The organism is Niallia taxi, from assembly GCF_004005475.1.
Taxonomy (GTDB): Bacteria; Bacillota; Bacilli; order Bacillales; family Cytobacillaceae; genus Niallia; species Niallia taxi.
Window position 1 is genome coordinate 275,024 of sequence record NZ_RZTZ01000004.1, and the last position, 17,994, is coordinate 293,017.

A 17,994-nucleotide genomic window follows, 5' to 3' on the forward strand; every position below is an offset into this window, starting at 1 on the left:
CTGAATAGCTGATTGTTGTTTTCCTTCGTTATTCAGTTATATTTTTAATTCGGTACTAAGTAATAATGAATATCAGTCAGACTATATAGCTGATTTTAAGAATATTAAAATTATCCTTTAGGAGGCAAAAAAATGAGCAGTCCAGTAATTTCCGTTAAGGGGCTAAAAAAAGCCTTTAAAGACAAAGAGGTATTAAAAGAGGTGAACTTTGAAGTGCAGCGTGGTGAAATTTTTGCCCTGCTTGGTTCAAATGGAGCTGGTAAAACGACAACGGTAAATATCCTGTCAACGCTGCTGAAGCTTGATGGTGGTGAGGTTACTATTTGTGGCCATAATGTTATGGTTCAATCTGAGCTTGTTCGCAAAAGCATTAGTCTGACAGGACAGTTTTCTGCTTTAGACGGTATGTTGACAGGAAGAGAAAATCTGCTGATGATTGCCAAGCTGCGGAGAGTACCCAATCCAGCACAAGTCGCCGATAACCTTCTTACGAAATTCAGTCTGCAAGAAGCGGCGAACCTTCGTGCAGATAAATATTCAGGCGGGATGAAGCGCCGGCTTGATATTGCCATGAGCCTGATTGGGAACCCTGAAGTCATTTTTCTCGATGAACCGACAACAGGTCTAGATCCTGAAGCGCGACTTGAGGTCTGGAATACTGTCAAGGAGCTTGCAGGCGGCGGCACAACGATATTGCTGACAACCCAGTACTTGGAGGAAGCTGAACAACTGGCAGACCGTATCTCCATTTTGCATGGTGGAAATATCATTACGACAGGCACTCTAACAGAACTTAAAAAGATGTTTCCAAAAGCGGAAGTGGAATATATCGAGAAGCAGCCGACATTAGAGGAAATCTTCCTCGCAATCATTAGCAAAAAGGAGGAGAAATAAATGAACAGAAATACTGGGGTACTGCTTGGGCGTTTAATGCGAAATATTATGCGTAGCCCTGACACGATTATTACAGTAGCGATTACGCCGATTATGATGATGCTGCTGTTTGTTTATGTATTCGGAGGTGCCATCAAGACAGGCGCGGAAAACTACGTTAATTATTTATTGCCGGGAATTTTGCTTATGGCGATTGCATCTGGTGTCGCTTATACATCTGTAAGGCTGTTCAATGATGTTAAGAGCGGTCTAATGGCAAGATTTATTACTATGCCTATCAAGCGCTCCGCAGTATTATGGGCTCATGTGTTAACATCACTTGTTTCGAATGCACTTACTGTCGTGCTTGTTATACTTGTTGCGCTCTTAATGGGTTTCCGCACAAGCGCTCATATCGTTGAGTGGCTTGCGGTTGCTGGGATATTAGGATTGTTTACCCTGGCATTAACATGGCTGGCGATCATTCCTGGATTAACAGCCGTTTCAATGGAAGGGGCAACAGCCTATTCATACCCGCTAGTATTCCTGCCCTTTATAAGTTCAGCCTTTGTTCCGACAGAAACGATGCCTGCAATTGTTCGTGTGTTCGCTGAGAATCAGCCCGTAACGTCAATCGTGAACAGTATACGTGCCCTCCTATATGAAGGTTCTGTTGGAAATGATATTTGGATTGCGCTTGCCTGGTGTGTGGGAATAACGATAATAGCTTACGTATTCGCTAGTAAAGAGTTTAAGCGTAAATTAGGGTAAGCACCTTATCAGATGGAAATGAGGCTGGGACATAAGCAATTAAGTCTAATCACGCACCGAAATATTTAAGTCTTTGACTAATAGTATGGTTTGTGCGTTTGTATTTTCTGGTGTGTAGATAGCTTATATTTTATATTTTGTCCCATCCTTATTAGGCTGAAAACAGGCAAGTTCAATTCTTATAGCAGTGAAATAGTATAAGTGACTTAATAAATTACTAGACAAATCATTGGATAATATTTCATTTTTATAAAATATAATGTATAATAATTCATATAAACGGACGTAAGAAGGAATCTTATGATTTGAAAGAAGTGTTTATGTGAGTTTGTATTTTGCTTATGTAATGGTTGGGCTTGCGATTGCAATGCCGGTTGGAGCAATTACAGTTGAGATGACGAAGCAAGGCTTAAAGAATGGGTTTTTGCATGGATGGGCAGTAGGTATCGGAGGTATGACTGTTGATTTAATCTTGATAATAGCACTGTATTTAGGCTTAGCGAAAATATTAGCTATTCCATTTATACAAATGCCATTATGGATTGTGGGAGCCATTTTTTTATTTTTCCTTGCCTATGATTCTATTAAAAACGCAGATAAGGATATTACTATGGCAGGCGAAAAAGTCAACAAATCCTTTTTCAAAACATATCGTAATGGCCTGCTTGTCGCGGTATCACCTGGGAATTTAGTGTTTTGGGTTTCTGTATTTGGAGCAGTGTTAGCAGATTCCTATAAAGGCAGTGAATCAAACAGCTTTGTCATTGTTGCATTAGGTATTATTACAGGCATATTATTACACGATATTGGGTTGTTAACGATCGTGTCGTTTACAAGAAAAATTATGAACCGCCAAATGATTAAATGGACATCGATAATTGCAGGTATTTTATTGTTTGGATTCGGCTTCTATTTCTTATATGAGTTTTATATCGGATTTCAAGCATTATTATAAGGTATATATGAAAAGGTAATTCTAAAAAATATTGTATAGCAGTTTAAACAGGTGTTTTCCTTCATTGGAAAATGCCTTTTTTATTTGGTGGGTATAAGATTTTCAATTGTCCTTTCCATTATATAAAGCTTTGACATTATTTAAATGCAAATGGCTATTAATCCATCAAATAAAAAATCCTCTTGAGGCTGGATGATTAAATGGTTATACTCAAATGTACTTTAAAGATAGAGACAAGCAAAGGTTAAGGAGGAAACAAAGCTTTGTCTCGACAGGGGTTCATCACAATTTTGCTAATGCGTGCATACCATTGTTTGTTCCCAATGACATCTCTAAATGTAAGCGTTTTATTATAAGATTATTTCAGGAGGTAGTTCCAATGATGATTGATAAAAGACCTGCACTTTTACTTGAGTACCTTTTAAAAGTGAAGAGTACAACTATGAATCAGGTTATCGAACAAACTCAATTATCCAAACGGCAAATTGCCTATGATATGGATAAAATCAATTATTGGTTAAAAGAGAGAAAGCTGCCTAGTATTACGTACAAAGGAATTAATTATATTCAAGTCCCAGAAGAGGTGGTGTTCCATTATAAAAAACAGCAAACAGAAAATAAGGAACAATCTATTTATTTAACAGAAGAGGAACGGTTAATATTCATTTATTTTTATCTTTTTATTCGGCAAGAAGCCATTTCATCTGTTCATTTAACACAGCTTTTACAGGTTAGTAAAAATACGGTTATATCCGATGTGAAGAAGGCCAATGAAAAAAATCAGTCATCATTGGTCGAGATTCGCTATTCCAGGCAGAAGGGCTACCATCTTTCTGGAACAGAGTCTGATAAGAGAATTTTACTCCAACATCATGTAGCTAAGATGCTGCAAGTTCCTTATTTCTCAACCATTATCAGATATTTGGGAAACGACCGAAAAGATCCAATTCAATTAGATTGGATTCACCGTGCTTTAATTCAAATAGAAAAAGTGTTTGATTTACATTTTGTAGAGGAACGATTGCATCAATTTGCTTATTTTCTCATCTTTTATTCTTATCGGCTTAAAGAGCAGAAATTAATTCGTTTTCATTATGATGAGATCGCATTATTAAAAAAAGACCCTATGTGGTTAGTCGCAGAGGAATTATGTCGTTTTCTTGATTTAGAGGCAGATGAAAATGAGTTATGCTATTTTACGATTCAATTATTAGGTCTCTCATTAGGAAGTCATTTTCCTCAAGGTAGCAGGAGGGATGTACTCTTCAACTTATGTGAACAGCTAGTATTTGATTTTGAATATAAAGCGGCCATCGTTTTTGAAAAAAAGGATGAAGTTGTTCAATCCTTGTATCAACATTTAAAGCCAGCTTATTATCGAATGAAATATCGCATTCCTATTAATAATCCGTTAATCAAGCAAATTAAAAATGAGCATAAAGAGCTTTATACCATTGTGCAGGAGCTGATTCAGCCGATTGGCTTACTATTAGGAATAAATATCCCAGAGGAAGAAATCGGCTTTATTACGATTCATTTTGGCGCATTATTAGCAAAACCAAAGCAGGCTATGCCGAAAAAGAAACGAGCTATTGTCGTATGTCCAAGTGGTGTTAGCTCTTCGTTAATGGTAAGACATCTTGTCGAGTCGCTTTTTTCAGAAATAACTGTAGAAAAAACATTATCGTTACAAGGATATCAGAAAGAGGATGTTAATCAATACGACCTTGTTTTTTCGACAGTAAAGATCGAGTCAAAGCTGCCTTGTTATTATGTTAAGCCATTAATGACGCCAAATGAAAAAAACAGCTTAGTTAATGAAGTATATCAGCAGCTTTTTAATATTCAATACCAGGATATATCTTTGAAAGAGCTTGTCCAAACAATTGGGCGGTATGCAAATATATATGATGAAAAGGGATTAACAAGTGCTTTAAGTCAACTGACTTTTCATCGAAAAACAGATATTCAGAGGGGGAGGAACCAACCTGTGTTAAGCGATTTATTAAAAGAAGACACCATTCAAGTTGTAGAACAACTGCCCGATTGGGAGGAAGCTTTAAAATTTGCAGCAAATCCGTTGTTAGAAAAAGGCACAATTGAGTCCTCTTATATAGAAGCGATGATTGCCAATATTAAAACATTAGGTCCATATGTAGTACTTGGTCCTGAAGTTGCCATCCCGCATGCACGGCCTGAAATGGGAGTGAATCAAGTAGGGATGAGCTTTCTTAAGCTTAATGAGCCTGTATATATTTTAAATGATGAAAGGTACCCTGTGCGCTTGTTTTTCTGTATTGCGGCTAGCGATAATACAACACATCTTAAAGCACTATCCCAATTGACGAAGCTGCTGAGCGATAAAAACAATATTGAAATGTTAAAAGAAACAGAGTCATTGGAGAGCATTCTTCATTTATTCAAGTTATATTCGGAAGCGGTTTAATATAAAAAACAATTACTAGGAGGAATAAAGATGAAAATATTAGCAATCTGTGGAACAGGCTTAGGAAGCAGTTTTATGTTAGAGATGAACGTGCAGCAAATTTTGTCAGAGCTTGGGATCAGCGGGATTGAGGTAGATCATTGTGACCTTAGCTCAGCAACGCCAGATTCAGCAGATCTGTTTATAGCGGCAAAGGACATTGCCACAGGAATGGGCCATTTAGGTGAGGTTATTGTGATTGATAGCATCATAGATATGGATGGACTACGAGCGAAACTACAAGAAGTGTTACAACAAAAGGGCTTGCTGTAAGAATTAAATGCTAGATTAAGTGAACTATAGGGAGGCATATATGATGGGTGAAAGAATTCTCAAATTGATGATGGATATTTTGAGCCAACCAGCTGTCTTAATTGCATTAATTTCATTAGTAGGACTTATTATACAGAAAAAACCAACAAGTGAAATCGTAAAGGGTACAACTAAAACGTTTCTTGGCTTTCTAGTGATTTCAGCAGGCGCTGGAATCATAACTCAGTCTCTCGATCCGTTCGGAAAAATGTTTCAGCACGCCTTTAATGTAACAGGTGTTGTTCCGAATAACGAGGCAATTGTTGCAGTGGCACTTAACGAATTTGGCAGTACCACAGCCTTTATTATGTTCTTTGGAATGATTGCCAACATTTTAATTGCACGATTTACAAGGTTGAAATATATCTTTTTAACTGGTCATCATACTTTATATATGGCATGTATGCTTGCTGTTATCTTAGTTGTCTCTGGTTTAAAAGGAATACCCCTTATAATTATTGGATCCCTTGCCCTAGGTTTAATCATGGCAGTGTTTCCTGCGATTTGTCAGCCGATTATGAGGAAAATTACAGGCAACAATAATGTTGGGTTTGGCCATTTTTCGAGCTTAGGCTATGTTGCGTCAGGTCTTATTGGAAAGCTTGTTGGAAAGGGATCACGCTCAACAGAAGAGATAAACTTTCCGAAAGGATTAGGCTTCTTGCGTGATAGTTCTGTGACTATTTCGTTAACAATGGTGGTTCTTTATGTAATCATTGCCCTTTTTGCTGGTCCTTCCTATGTGGAGAAGGAACTAAGTAATGGCAGTCATTATCTTGTTTTCTCTATTATTCAAGGAGTTACTTTTGCTGCAGGAGTTTTTATCATCCTTTCAGGAGTTCGTCTCGTATTAGCAGAAATCGTGCCAGCATTTAAAGGGATTTCTACGAAACTAGTTCCGAATTCTAAGCCTGCCCTTGATTGCCCTATTGTGTTTCCATATGCACCAAATGCAGTTTTAATTGGATTCTTTTCAAGCTTTGCTGGCGGAATTGTCGGCATGGTAATCCTTGCACTGACAGGCTCCGTAATCATTTTGCCAGGTGTAGTTCCGCATTTCTTTACTGGTGCAACAGCTGGGGTTTTTGGAAATGCTACAGGTGGCGTTCGAGGCGCTACAGTCGGATCATTTGTTAATGGATTATTAATAACCTTCCTGCCTGTATTCTTAATGCCTGTACTTGGAGACTTAGGCTTTGTTAGCACAACATTTTCTGATGCAGACTTCGCTGTATCTGGAATTGTTCTTGGAAACGTCGCTAAATCGTTTGGAGCTACTGGTGTTACCATTACGGTTGTTGGTCTTGTCTTACTTGCTGTGGTATTTGGCTTCTTTAAGAAAAATAAAGACAGCAATAATTCACAAAAGCTTGGTGTATGATGCTAAGAATGTATATGGAACGCTAACGCTGCTTGTGAAGAGATGTTTGATATAGCAGGTCATTTGTTTACAAAAGGAGGAATTAGTATGAGTTTGGATACACAAAAGTTAGAGCTGTTCCGAGATGAGATACGCTTAAAAACATTAAAAGAGTTATATAACGTAGGTTTTGGTCATTATGGCGGAAGCTTGTCAATAGTTGAAGCATTGGCCGTACTATATGGAGAAGTGATGAGGATAGATCCGGAAAATCCAAATTGGGAAGAGCGTGATTATTTTATTCTATCAAAAGGTCATGGTGGGCCGAGTTTATATGCAACTTTAGCGGCTAAAGGCTATTTCCCAGAAGAGCATTTGTATACATTAAATCAAAATGGTACGAAGCTGCCTTCACATCCAGACAAAAATTTAACACCTGGTGTCGATATGACAACAGGGTCTCTCGGGCAAGGAATTTCAGCGGCTGTTGGAGTAGCACTTTCTCATAAACTCGCTCATAAAGACAACTATACGTATTGTATAGTGGGAGATGGTGAATTAAACGAAGGGCAGTGCTGGGAGGCATTTCAATTTGCAGCACATCACAGGCTGAATCAGCTTGTTGTACTTGTTGATGACAATAAAAAACAGCTAGATGGGTTAACGAAGGATATTATTGATCCACTAGATTTCGTGGAGAAATTTAATGCCTTTGGCTTTTATGTTAGGAAGGTGGATGGTGCTTCCGTGCAAGAAATCTTTGAAGCAATTGAAAAGGGAAAAGCGCAAAATGCTAAGCCGATAGCGATTATACTAGATACAGTCAAAGGGCAAGGGGTTCCTTATTTAGAGGAGAAGGCCGATAACCATCATATCCGTCCTAGTGAAGCAGATGAAGCAGCTATTTTAAGTGCAGTTGCCGAATTAGAAACGAAACTTGGAAAGGGGGTGAAGGGATGATTACAGCGTCTAAAAACTATGAATTAGAAAGCGTGGAAATGCGTCAGGTATATGCCAATACTCTAATGGAAATGGCTAAGGAAAATCCACAGGTGATTGGCTTAGAAGCAGATTTAATGAGCGCCATTTCAACGAATAAAATTATCAAGGAAATACCTAATCAACTGATCAATACAGGAATTATGGAAGCAAATATGATGGGAGTTGCCGCAGGTTTATCGCTAACAGGAAGAATTCCCTTTGTTCATACATTTGGTCAGTTCGCTACCCGTCGTGCCTTCGATCAACTGTTCATTTCAGGTGCCTATGCTAAAACAAATATAAAAATATTAGGATCTGATTCAGGAGTAACAGCAGAGCATAACGGTGGAACACATATGGCATTTGAAGATCTCGGTCTAGTTAGGCTCATCCCAAATTGTCATGTTTATGAAGTAAGTGATTCTACTATGCTTCGCTACCTGCTTCTAAAGGTGGAAAAAGAGCATGGCATCCATTATATCCGCACAATCCGTAAGAACGCAGTAAAGCTTTACCCGGAAAATGAAGTCTTCGAAGCGGGAAAAGGGAAGGTCCTTCGTGAGGGGGAGGATGTAACGATTATTGCGAGCGGTATTATGGTGGCTGAATCATTAGAGGCAGCAGACATACTTCAACAACAAGGAATAAAAGCAGCAGTTATTGATATGTTCACAATTAAACCAATTGATAAGGACTTAATTGTGAAGTACGCTCAAAAAACAAAAGCAATTGTTACAGCAGAAAATCATAATGTCATCGGAGGACTGGGAAGTGCTGTGGCAGAGGTCTTAAGTGAACATTGCCCTACACCAATGAAACGTATTGGCGTCAAAGAGCAATTCGGTCAGGTTGGTAAGCTTGAATATTTAAAAGAATTTTATCAGTTAACCGCAAAGGATATTACTAGTGCTGTTGAAGAAGTTGTAAGGACAAAGAAAGATTAATATTTGCTGTTAGTTGATTTAGGATGAACAAAGAGGTCGTGTCATTGGTATTTAAATTTAAGATAAACTGAACTATTTTATCAATTAATAGTTCAGTTTTTTTATATTTTTATTATGTTTTAAGCCGACCTAACAGATGGAATTTGTCTTTTTGAACAATTTACATAGTGAAACCATCAACCAACATTTATTGCTAAGACATAGCTCCAAGCTATATTTCATTTATTGCCTATCAGTTGATTTGATTCCCCGTTTATCAATGCTTTATAACCTAATCCCCATTCTTCCATAACACTAATTATTGGTCTAAGGCTATTTCCCAAGTCATTAAGTGAATATTCGACCCGTGGTGGAACCTCTGCAAAAACTTGGCGTTTAATAATGCCATCTTCCTCCATAGAGCGTAGATTCTGAGTTAAGACTTTTTGGCTAATTCCCTCAATGCCACTTCTGAGTTCACCGAATCTTTTTGTACCAGTTAATAATTCCCGCAAGATTAATAGCTTCCACTTGTTGCCTATCAGTCCTACTGTTGTTGCAACAGGGCAAGCTGGCAGTTCTTTTTTTGTTTCCATCATAAGACCTCCAATAGTTACTAAAAGGTTACTATACAACCTAAAGGTGCCTACTTTTCAAAAGTAACAATGACATTTATCATGATTTTATGATTTAACTATTGCATTGTCAATTTAGATGTAAATACAGTATATTTCTTTAAAATTAAAAATCTTCCTAAGCATTTAAAACGAAAGGGGAATGTATCCAAAATGAATAATATGGGCGATAAATATCCTAATCTAAATAAAAGTAAAAAAAATTCAGTAAGGCTTGCCATATTGTTAGCTGTGTTTTCTAGCTTAGGGCCGTTTACTATTGATACTTATCTTCCCGCATTTCCGCAAATGATGAGATACTTCGGAACAACCGCCTCGATGATACAGGTGAGCTTGACCGCGTGTATGATTGGCATGAGTATTGGGATGCTTGTAATGGGATCCATAAGTGATATTCATGGCAGACGTAAGCCATTATTAATTTCGATGATTATTTATTTAGTTTCTTCTTTTGCCTGTGTATTCGCGCCGAATATCGAGGTGCTAATTGCTTTACGCTTTATTCAAGGGTTTGCAGCATCGGCGGGTGTTGTAATTTCACGCGCAATAGTCAGTGATTTGTATAGTGGAATAGAGTTAACTAAATTTTTTTCTTTGCTTATGATGTTTACCAATTTGGCTCCATTGCTTGCACCACTTGCAGGCAGTGCAGTTCTTGCTTTTTCTTTATGGACAGGTGTGTTTCTGTTCTTAGGGGTGCTGGGAATATTATTAACAAGTTTAACAGCATGGAGATTAACAGAAACCCTTCCTGCCGAGAAGCGTGTTCCTAATAATGTAAGAGAATTTTTTAGTAATTTTACCATATTGATGAAAGATCGGACGTTTTTGGGATATACCTTAATGCAAGGGTTTATATTTGTGGGGGTCTTTGCCTATATTTCTGGATCACCCTTTGTTTACCAAAAGATTTACGGTATTTCTCCACAGCTTTATTCACTCTTATTTTCTTTAAATGGAATCAGCTTAATCCTTGGCTCTCAATTTGTTAAAAAAATGGCTGGCAAAATCGCAGAACAACAAATTGTTTTAATAGGGTTAGCTGTCGCATTTATCTCTGGGACAGCAGTAATGTTGATAGTATTTATTCAAGGCCCTTTATATGTTCTAGTTATCGCGCTTTTCATGTTTGTTGGGTCAACTGGTATCATTAGCTCCGCATCTTTTACGTTAGCGATGGAAAGGCAAGGTCATATTGCAGGAAGTGCATCTGCCTTACTTGGTGTTAGTCCGACTTTATTAGGTGCCATTTTTGGCCCCCTTGTAGGAATAGCCGGTGAAAATTCTGCCATGCCATTTGGGTCCATTATTTTCTGCAGTTGCCTTGTTGCTGTGCTTATATACTTCGTACTGATTAAAAATGCTATAAAGGCGAAATCTATTAAAAGTCAGATTCATTCATAAATTGATAAAGAAAGGAGTGTGCTTGAATGAAAGCAGTTGTTTTAGAAAAAGCATGTGCACCACAGGATTTATATGTAAAGGAAGTACCAATGCCTAAAGTGAAGCCAGGATGGGTACTAGTTAAAATAAAAGCCTTCGGAATCAATCGTTCGGAAATTTATACAAGACAAGGGCATTCACCATCTGTGAAGCTGCCACGAATTATTGGGATCGAATGTGTTGGAGAGATTGCAGATCCATCTGATAGTGCTATGAAAATGGGGCAAAGGGTTGTTTCCTTGATGGGAGGGCTGGGTCGTGAATTTAATGGAAGTTATGCAGAATATGCACTAATACCTTCCGGCCAAGTATATGCCATAAACAATGAGCTGGATTGGGTAAAGCTTGCGGCAATTCCCGAAATGTATTATACAGCTTACTCTTCATTATTTGATAGTTTAATGCTGACAGCAGGGGATACCCTTCTAATCCGTGGCGGCACAAGTTCGGTAGGGGTAGCTGCACTCCAGTTAGCTAAAAGTATTGGCGTAACAGTTGTTTCAACAACACGAAATAAACAAAAGGTGGAACAATTGAACAAGCTTGGTGCTGATCACGTTTTACTAGATGAAGGCGATATACAGCCACAGCTTTATAGTACTTTCCCAAATGGCGTTAATAAGATATTAGAGCTAGTTGGCACTGTTACATTAAAGAATTCGCTAGGGATGCTTGATGAAAAGGGAATCCTTTGTATGACTGGCATATTGGGCGGTGAATGGGAAATGGAAAGCTTTGAGCCAATGGTAGATATCCCTTCTGGAACGTATTTTACCCAATTTGACAGTGGAGTCAACTTCAAACCCCAATTGCTGACTAAATTATTTCAACATATCGAACAATTTGCGATAGAAGTCCCTATCGCAAGGGTATTTACTTTAGAGGAGATTAGCCAAGCACATCTTTTAATGGAAAGTAATGGTGCAAATGGAAAGATTGTAATAGTAAATACATAAAAAATGTAAGGAGATTACATATGATTCAATTTGAAAATGTCTCAAAGCTATTCCAGGATGGTACGACAGCTGTTAATTCAATAAATCTAACTATCAATAAAGGAGAGCTATTTGTTCTGATTGGGCCAAGCGGGAGTGGTAAAACGACCACATTAAAAATGATAAATCGGTTAATAGATATAACAAATGGAACCATTCTCATTGATGGGAAAAAAATAAGTGAATACGATATTCATGAATTGCGCTGGAATATTGGCTATGTATTGCAACAAATTGCTTTATTTCCTCATTTGACTATTGCAGAAAATATTGCAGTAGTACCTGAAATGAAAAAGTGGACGAAAGAGAAGATAGCTGCAAGAGTTGATGAATTGCTTGAGATGGTCGGATTAGAGCCGCAAACATATAAAAACAGAAAACCTAATGAGCTGTCTGGCGGACAACAACAACGAATAGGAGTAATCAGAGCATTAGCCGCAGACCCAGAAATTATCCTTATGGATGAGCCCTTTAGTGCTCTTGATCCAATAAGCAGAGAAAAGCTTCAAGATGATATTATAAGCCTGCAAAAAGCGATAAAAAAGACGATTGTTTTCGTCACACATGACATGCAAGAGGCCTTAAAATTAGGTGATAGAATTTGCATAATGAAAGATGGGGAGATTGTCCAAATTGGAACACCAGAGGAATTAATAAATAATCCTGTGAATGATTTTGTAAAAGATTTTATTGGAAGGGTAAGTCATGAAAATATTTCCTTTAATCTGGAACATATTCTGTCTCCATTAACCCTCAGTCATTTCGCCGGACTGATTATTCCGGTAACAAGCTCTTTCCAAGAAACCTTAGAAGCACTGTCTGAAAACGATCAAATAGGAATTGAAAAGGATGGAGCAATCATTGGCTTAATAGATAGGCAATCGCTTATCCAATATCAATTAAATGGCATGAAGGAAGGTGGAAAAGAGTGAATAATCTATATCAAGCCTTCTTAGAAAGAAAAGGGGAGTTACTAAAGGATTTAATTCAGCATATCGAAATATCATTTATTGCGCTCTTTTTTGCATTAATTATTGCAGTTCCGCTCGGGATTTATTTAACAAGAAAGAAAAAGGCTGCCGAAATCATCATCGGCATTACATCTGTCTTTCAAACAATACCGTCTTTAGCTTTATTAGGTTTACTAATTCCGATTGTTGGAATCGGAACAATACCAGCAATTATTGCATTAGTTATTTACGCATTGCTTCCAATTTTAAGGAATATTTATACAGGAATTAAAGAGGTTGATCCAAATTTAATTGAGGCAGCTAAAGGGTTAGGAATGAATAACCGAAGGCTGCTTTTTAAGGTAGAGCTACCTCTTGCCATGCCAGTTATTATGGCTGGGATTAGAACAGCGATGGTTCTTATCATAGGTACAGCCACCATTGCTGCACTTATTGGTGCAGGAGGATTGGGAGACTTAATTACAGTGGGGATTAGCAGAAATGACACTAGTCTTATCCTATTAGGTGCCATTCCAGCTGCTCTTTTAGCTCTGTTTTTTGACTTCTTATTAAGACAATTTGAAAAGCTTTCTTTTAAGAAAGCATTTGTTTCGATCGTATCTGTGATCGTAATTGCTTTCTTAATTATCACAGTATCCGCCTTAAACCAGCCTAAAGGTGCTGATATTACAATAGGCGGCAAAATGGGACCAGAGCCGGAAATATTAATGAATATGTATAAGCTGCTAATTGAACAGGAGTCCTCTTTAACAGTGGACATCAAACCAAATTTGGGAGGAACTACTTTTGTCTATAACGCTTTAACATCTGGCAGTATAGATATTTATCCGGAATTTACTGGGACCGTTATCGTCGATCTTTTAAAAGACCAGCCGCAAAGTACGGACAGCCAAGAGGTATACAATCAAGCGAAAGAAGGGGCTTTAACTAAATTGAATTTAGTTTTGCTTAAGCCAATGAAATACAATAATACCTATGCATTAGCTGTTCCTGCAGCACTCGCAAAACAGTATGATTTAAAGACCATTTCCGATTTAAAAGCAATTGAAGGAAGTATTAAAGCAGGCTTTACACCAGAGTTTCCAGAACGTCAAGATGGATATGTAGGCATCCAAAATCTCTATGGCATCCAGTTCTCCAAGGTAAATATCATGCAGCCAGAGTTGAGGTACGCTGCTGTTAAACGAGGCGATATAAATATTGTAGATGCCTATTCAACAGATAGTGAAATCCAACGAAATAATTTAACTGTTTTAGAAGACGACAAAAACCTGTTTCCGCCATATCAAGGGGCACCAATCCTAAAAAAAGAGACGTTAGAGAAATACCCAGTGTTGGAAGACATATTAAATAAACTAGCAGATCAAATAACAGATGATGAAATGAGAGAAATGAACTATGAAGTTGCAGTTGAGAAGAAAAAAGCAAGGGATGTTGCTAAAACGTTTTTAGAAGGGAAGAACTTACTAAATTAATGATGGATAATGAAAACTTTTCCGACTATTTTAGCTAAAATAAATGAATCTGTAACCAGGAATGCTTACTTTAGATAGATGAAGAGAGAAATTAAACGGCTTAAATCTACATAAGGAGATTAAGCCGTTTGATTTTGTGGATGTTTCAACATTTGTCCTAATCGTTGTTGAGGTTTAATCCATTTGAAACAAAAAGAAAAAAATCAAAATGATGGTGAAAAGAGATATAAAAATGTTATTTAGAACCGGAACTTTAATCCTGCCTGAACGTATAATTGTTTGTAAATAACAATTTAATTCATTTATTTGGAGGGAATGAGAGATGAAGCGTATTTTAACTGCTTTATCGTTAGTAATCATCCTTGTTTTATCAGGATGCACCAGTAATAATTCTTCCAAACCGTTTATCTTTACAGGTGAATCAGACAATTGGTCGGTTGAATTAAAGGTTACACAAGCAGAGGATGATTATGAAAAACAAGATTTTACTTTGCAATATAAGGGGCAGGACGTAACTTCGGTTGGTGAGATTACCTATAATGTTACAACCAAGGCAAGTAGTTTTAGTGCGAATGGTGCTACCCTTGATGAGAATGGTATTTATACGGATACAAGTGAGAGTAATGTCTCAAATGCAAAAGTGACGGAAAAGTCTAAAGTAGACGTTAACATTGAGTGGAATAATCAAACTGAAAGCATAAGCTTGAAAAATAAATAACTTTATCTATCGCGATTCTTTTTCGGAGGGATTGTTTTTTTTTACAAAAAAGGAAGAGAGTTATTAATATGCAAGTAACTTTACATCATTCCTAAGCGTCTAAAGGATAAAGGAGGTTATTGTTTTGGTAAATAAAAAACGGTATTTATTAATAACTGCTTTAGCCTTGCTTATTATCACTGGATGTTCTGCAAAAGGGGATGAAGTAACAGAGGTTATTGGTGAAATTGATGCGGAGGAAGTGCTAGGTTTGGATCCAGACGCCGATATTTTTCAGTTTGAAGGAGTAATATATCAAACAAACATTGATTGGGTAGATAAATTGGCTTTAACGAAGGATGTTCAAATCGGTGAAATAAAAACAATAAATGATGCAAATACAGATTTTAACGATGAAATGGCAAATAAGCTGAAGGTAGGGTCAAAGATTTTTTCCGCTAAAGAACGTAAAGATATTCTAATTGTTGAAAATGACTCAGGACTATTTCATTATCTAGCTATTGTAGAGGGCTAAGAGTTACTTAAAAGAGAAGGAGCGTCTTCTTAGCGACGCTCCTTGTTCCTTTTAATGAAGAATCTTTGTTTCTTTTAAGCTCGCTTTCATCCATTTGCATTCTTCTCCACCAGCCAAAAACAGGTCTTCTGCACTGACAGCAACGCAAAAGCAATGGCCTTTAATTGTTTCAACTGGCTCTAGTGTCATTCGTGATAAGTCAACATGATAAATACGTGAATATCCATATTCGTCCTTGCTGGAACAAACGTAAATATGTTCGCCAGAATGTACCATGCCAAGAAAAGCACGTTCTTCAATTTCACAAGTAAGGGAATGCCATTTGTTGTCTCGATGATTTCGGAAGGCGAAAGTGCCTTTTTTTGTCTGGCATGAACCTGTTGTCAGCCAAAGAAACGAATTATCAACATGGATAGATGAAACCATTGTTTCTTCATCATGTAGAACAGGCACTAGCTGCTGGGAGGATAACGTGTATTTCCACAACCCGCCATTTTGTTTATGTATTTGTGTACCAACATATAAGTCTTCATCTTGTAATGTTAAAGAGCGAATAATGGGCCTAACAGAAAGCTCTTTAAAAAGCGAAATGACTTTCCAGTTTACCCCAAAATCTAAAGACACAAGTAATTGTGTTCCTGCATGTGTAATAACTAACCCACTGTCGTTGCCAACAATATTCCATAAGCGCTGACTTGTTGGAAAGAAGGAGGTCTTCCATCTACCCGTTCTTTCATGTAGTCGAATGAATCTACCTCTGTCACCAACACCCATAATGTAATCACCTATTCTTTTCAGTTGATATATAGAGTCTTGTAATGGAATGATTAGCTTCCAGCGATTATGCTTAAACGAATAAATGCCTTCTCCTTTAATGGAAACTAAAAATTCATTTGGGGAGGTAGAAACAACAGCAGTCGCTCCATTAGCGTGCATGACTAGTATCCTTTTCCTTTGCCCACTCATAGGCACCTACTGCAAATTGTTCACATTCTTGCACTTCCTCCTCACTATCAGGACTAAACTCAATTTTCAATAAAGAGCTAAACACATCTGCCCCTCGTTCCTTCACCTTGTCTGCCAACAGGTCAACAGCCTGGCAGAAGGCAGGATAGAAACGGTCGCCTGAGCCAAAGACACCGAAGGACATCCCCGTTAGATCCACTTCGTCTAATTCTTCATACATATCTTCAAGCTCATACGGCAAATCTCCATCGCCCCATGTATAGCTTCCAAAAAAAACAAGGTCATATTGTGATAGCTTTTGAAGCGGAATTAAGTCTAAATCCTCAACAGCCACTTCACAATTTAATGTTTCTAATTTATTTTTTAAAATCATCATTATATCCTCTGTATTGCTTGTTAAGCTTGCAAACCCAATTAGTACCTTCATAATTAACACCTCTTAAATGAGAATAATTTTCATTATTAATAACTATAAATGATAATGATTATCAATGTCAATGTAAAAAATGCTTCAGTATTTGACAAAAAGATAAGGAGTTATATTTTACAAGCTGGTTGGAGGAGTATTACTATAAAAATATGGTTTTAATTTACTAATCTTTATTAGGAATAAAAAAAAGGGAGGCTGTATGATGGAAAGTAATGAAAGCTTGAAGAATAAAGGCGATAACAAGACATTAAGGCTATTAATGCCTCAGTGGCAAGGCGGGAATAATTCAGCTTATTACCTCGGTGCACAGCTTCTTAATTGGCTTGCTCCAAGTTCTGATGATGCCTTTGAAGAGGTTCCGATTGATCTGTCAGCAGAAGGACTTACTGTTGAGAAGGGCATTTTTGCAAGGAGTACACTGCTCAAACAGGTGCATGCAGCAAAAGCGATTCTCCATAAGCATAATCCAGATCGTGTAGTCGTTTTCGGTGGAGATTGTGGCGTTGAATTAGCACCGTTTGCCTATCTCCATAACAGGTATGATGGGGATGCTGCAATTCTTTGGATTGACGCACATCCAGATGTAAACTCTCCAGAGCATTTTGAACACCATCATGCACATGTTCTTGCAAATCTACTTGGGGTAGGAGATGAGGACTTTGTGGCTGAAGTGCCAAAATTGGTCGATCCCAAAAACGTGTTATATGTTGGTTTAAATGATGGAACAGCTTCAGAAAAAGAAGTGATGGACCGATTTAATTTGAGTGTGGTTAAGCCTGAGGAAATTGTGAAGGATAGCAGCTCAGTTTTAGATTGGCTGGATAATCGAAATGTTTCAAAAGTAATTGTTCATTTTGATTTAGATGTCCTTGATTTAAGAGAGTTTCGTTCATTACTAATAGCAAATCCAGATACATACAGCATAATGGTTGAAAAAACGCCAAAAGGTTCCAGCATAGAAACGATCATTCGGGTCCTTCAAGATGTTGGAAAGGCTTATGACATTGTTGGACTTGGGATTACAGAGCATTTTCCATGGGAGGCTGTTGCATTGGCGAATATGCTAACACGTCTTCCATTAATTGGTGATATAAATAAAACTGACAAACCCTCTTATAACTGGATATTTTAATACTTAATAAAAGGGTCATTAGATTTTTTGAATGTCCCTTTATGGGAGGGATTCC

Annotated in this window: 18 protein-coding genes; 15 read left to right on the forward strand and 3 right to left on the reverse strand. The window is 37.5% G+C overall.

The annotated features are described in order from the left end of the window. Positions 1-132 precede the first annotated feature (132 nt). The 8 genes from EM808_RS12865 (at position 133) to EM808_RS12900 (ending at position 8,681) form a co-directional block, all read left to right on the forward strand. The gene (locus tag EM808_RS12865; protein WP_127738608.1) at positions 133-894 is read left to right on the forward strand and encodes an ABC transporter ATP-binding protein; all 762 of its coding nucleotides are present in this window, start codon (positions 133-135) and stop codon (positions 892-894) included. Continuing rightward, entirely contained in the window at positions 895-1,644 is a 750-nt protein-coding gene (locus EM808_RS12870) for an ABC transporter permease (RefSeq protein ID WP_127738609.1), read from the forward strand. Between the two features lie 322 nt (positions 1,645-1,966). Next, the gene (locus EM808_RS12875; protein ID WP_235856608.1) at positions 1,967-2,599 is read left to right on the forward strand and encodes a LysE family transporter; all 633 of its coding nucleotides are present in this window, start codon (positions 1,967-1,969) and stop codon (positions 2,597-2,599) included. A gap of 379 nt (positions 2,600-2,978) precedes the next feature. Next, the gene (locus EM808_RS12880) at positions 2,979-5,045 is read left to right on the forward strand and encodes a BglG family transcription antiterminator (protein ID WP_127738610.1); all 2,067 of its coding nucleotides are present in this window, start codon (positions 2,979-2,981) and stop codon (positions 5,043-5,045) included. Positions 5,046-5,075: 30 nt separating this feature from the next. Continuing rightward, positions 5,076-5,357: a PTS sugar transporter subunit IIB gene (locus EM808_RS12885; protein ID WP_127738611.1), complete on the forward strand. Its 282-nt coding sequence runs from the start codon at positions 5,076-5,078 to the stop codon at positions 5,355-5,357. A 43-nt stretch (positions 5,358-5,400) separates the two neighbouring features. Further along, positions 5,401-6,777, forward strand: a complete 1,377-nt coding sequence (locus EM808_RS12890; protein WP_127738779.1) for a PTS ascorbate transporter subunit IIC — start codon at positions 5,401-5,403, stop codon at positions 6,775-6,777. A gap of 87 nt (positions 6,778-6,864) precedes the next feature. Further along, positions 6,865-7,716 carry a transketolase gene (locus tag EM808_RS12895; protein ID WP_127738612.1) on the forward strand — a complete coding sequence of 284 codons (852 nt, stop codon included), beginning with the start codon at positions 6,865-6,867 and terminating at the stop codon, positions 7,714-7,716. Then, the gene (locus EM808_RS12900; protein WP_164849658.1) at positions 7,713-8,681 is read left to right on the forward strand and encodes a transketolase family protein; all 969 of its coding nucleotides are present in this window, start codon (positions 7,713-7,715) and stop codon (positions 8,679-8,681) included. Before EM808_RS12895 ends, EM808_RS12900 begins: the two co-directional genes overlap by 4 nt. Positions 8,682-8,899: 218 nt before the next feature. Here the strand turns inward: EM808_RS12900 and EM808_RS12905 are convergent, their stop codons facing one another. After that, complete coding sequence (locus EM808_RS12905) at positions 8,900-9,256, reverse strand: winged helix-turn-helix transcriptional regulator (protein WP_127738781.1); 357 nt, start codon at positions 9,254-9,256, stop codon at positions 8,900-8,902. 192 nt (positions 9,257-9,448) lie between these two features. On the opposite strand from EM808_RS12905, the gene EM808_RS12910 reads away from it, so the two are divergent. The 6 genes from EM808_RS12910 to EM808_RS12935 all read left to right on the forward strand — a co-directional run bounded on the left by EM808_RS12910 (position 9,449) and on the right by EM808_RS12935 (position 15,411). Beyond that, positions 9,449-10,699 (forward strand): multidrug effflux MFS transporter, encoded by a 1,251-nt coding sequence (locus EM808_RS12910; RefSeq protein ID WP_235856609.1) that lies wholly within the window; start codon positions 9,449-9,451, stop codon positions 10,697-10,699. 26 nt (positions 10,700-10,725) lie between these two features. Then, positions 10,726-11,694 carry a zinc-binding alcohol dehydrogenase family protein gene (locus EM808_RS12915; RefSeq protein WP_127738613.1) on the forward strand — a complete coding sequence of 323 codons (969 nt, stop codon included), beginning with the start codon at positions 10,726-10,728 and terminating at the stop codon, positions 11,692-11,694. A gap of 20 nt (positions 11,695-11,714) precedes the next feature. Continuing rightward, the gene (locus EM808_RS12920) at positions 11,715-12,665 is read left to right on the forward strand and encodes an ABC transporter ATP-binding protein (RefSeq protein ID WP_127738614.1); all 951 of its coding nucleotides are present in this window, start codon (positions 11,715-11,717) and stop codon (positions 12,663-12,665) included. Further along, positions 12,662-14,179, forward strand: coding sequence for an ABC transporter permease/substrate-binding protein (locus tag EM808_RS12925; protein ID WP_127738615.1), 1,518 nt, complete (start codon positions 12,662-12,664; stop codon positions 14,177-14,179). Before EM808_RS12920 ends, EM808_RS12925 begins: the two co-directional genes overlap by 4 nt. Before the next feature lie 322 nt (positions 14,180-14,501). Beyond that, positions 14,502-14,897: a hypothetical protein gene (locus EM808_RS12930; protein WP_127738616.1), complete on the forward strand. Its 396-nt coding sequence runs from the start codon at positions 14,502-14,504 to the stop codon at positions 14,895-14,897. 124 nt (positions 14,898-15,021) lie between these two features. Continuing rightward, on the forward strand, positions 15,022-15,411 hold the full coding sequence (locus EM808_RS12935) for a hypothetical protein (RefSeq protein WP_127738617.1): 390 nt from the start codon (positions 15,022-15,024) through the stop codon (positions 15,409-15,411). Positions 15,412-15,462: 51 nt separating this feature from the next. Here EM808_RS12935 and EM808_RS12940 read toward each other — a convergent pair whose 3' ends face one another. Then, positions 15,463-16,347 (reverse strand): hypothetical protein, encoded by an 885-nt coding sequence (locus EM808_RS12940; protein ID WP_127738618.1) that lies wholly within the window; start codon positions 16,345-16,347, stop codon positions 15,463-15,465. Then, positions 16,337-16,804: a flavodoxin domain-containing protein gene (locus EM808_RS12945; protein WP_127738619.1), complete on the reverse strand. Its 468-nt coding sequence runs from the start codon at positions 16,802-16,804 to the stop codon at positions 16,337-16,339. The genes EM808_RS12940 and EM808_RS12945 overlap by 11 nt, the downstream gene beginning before the upstream one ends. Positions 16,805-17,009: 205 nt before the next feature. Here EM808_RS12945 and EM808_RS12950 point away from each other — a divergent pair, with 205 nt between their 5' ends. Next, complete coding sequence (locus EM808_RS12950) at positions 17,010-17,939, forward strand: arginase family protein (protein WP_127738783.1); 930 nt, start codon at positions 17,010-17,012, stop codon at positions 17,937-17,939. Positions 17,940-17,994 lie beyond the last annotated feature (55 nt).

What these genes read in the sequence shown, in the direction of transcription:
- EM808_RS12915 (WP_127738613.1), top strand. Translation starts at nt 10,726, where the DNA reads ATGAAAGCAGTTGTTTTAGAAAAAGCATGTGCACCACAGGATTTATAT.
- EM808_RS12895 (WP_127738612.1), top strand. Translation starts at nt 6,865, where the DNA reads ATGAGTTTGGATACACAAAAGTTAGAGCTGTTCCGAGATGAGATACGC.
- EM808_RS12870 (WP_127738609.1), top strand. Translation starts at nt 895, where the DNA reads ATGAACAGAAATACTGGGGTACTGCTTGGGCGTTTAATGCGAAATATT.
- EM808_RS12880 (WP_127738610.1), top strand. Translation starts at nt 2,979, where the DNA reads ATGATGATTGATAAAAGACCTGCACTTTTACTTGAGTACCTTTTAAAA.
- EM808_RS12865 (WP_127738608.1), top strand. Translation starts at nt 133, where the DNA reads ATGAGCAGTCCAGTAATTTCCGTTAAGGGGCTAAAAAAAGCCTTTAAA.
- EM808_RS12900 (WP_164849658.1), top strand. Translation starts at nt 7,713, where the DNA reads ATGATTACAGCGTCTAAAAACTATGAATTAGAAAGCGTGGAAATGCGT.
- EM808_RS12945 (WP_127738619.1), bottom strand. Translation starts at nt 16,804, where the DNA reads ATGAAGGTACTAATTGGGTTTGCAAGCTTAACAAGCAATACAGAGGAT.
- EM808_RS12890 (WP_127738779.1), top strand. Translation starts at nt 5,401, where the DNA reads ATGGGTGAAAGAATTCTCAAATTGATGATGGATATTTTGAGCCAACCA.
- EM808_RS12905 (WP_127738781.1), bottom strand. Translation starts at nt 9,256, where the DNA reads ATGGAAACAAAAAAAGAACTGCCAGCTTGCCCTGTTGCAACAACAGTA.
- EM808_RS12950 (WP_127738783.1), top strand. Translation starts at nt 17,010, where the DNA reads ATGGAAAGTAATGAAAGCTTGAAGAATAAAGGCGATAACAAGACATTA.
- EM808_RS12920 (WP_127738614.1), top strand. Translation starts at nt 11,715, where the DNA reads ATGATTCAATTTGAAAATGTCTCAAAGCTATTCCAGGATGGTACGACA.
- EM808_RS12885 (WP_127738611.1), top strand. Translation starts at nt 5,076, where the DNA reads ATGAAAATATTAGCAATCTGTGGAACAGGCTTAGGAAGCAGTTTTATG.
- EM808_RS12930 (WP_127738616.1), top strand. Translation starts at nt 14,502, where the DNA reads ATGAAGCGTATTTTAACTGCTTTATCGTTAGTAATCATCCTTGTTTTA.
- EM808_RS12940 (WP_127738618.1), bottom strand. Translation starts at nt 16,347, where the DNA reads ATGCACGCTAATGGAGCGACTGCTGTTGTTTCTACCTCCCCAAATGAA.
- EM808_RS12910 (WP_235856609.1), top strand. Translation starts at nt 9,449, where the DNA reads ATGAATAATATGGGCGATAAATATCCTAATCTAAATAAAAGTAAAAAA.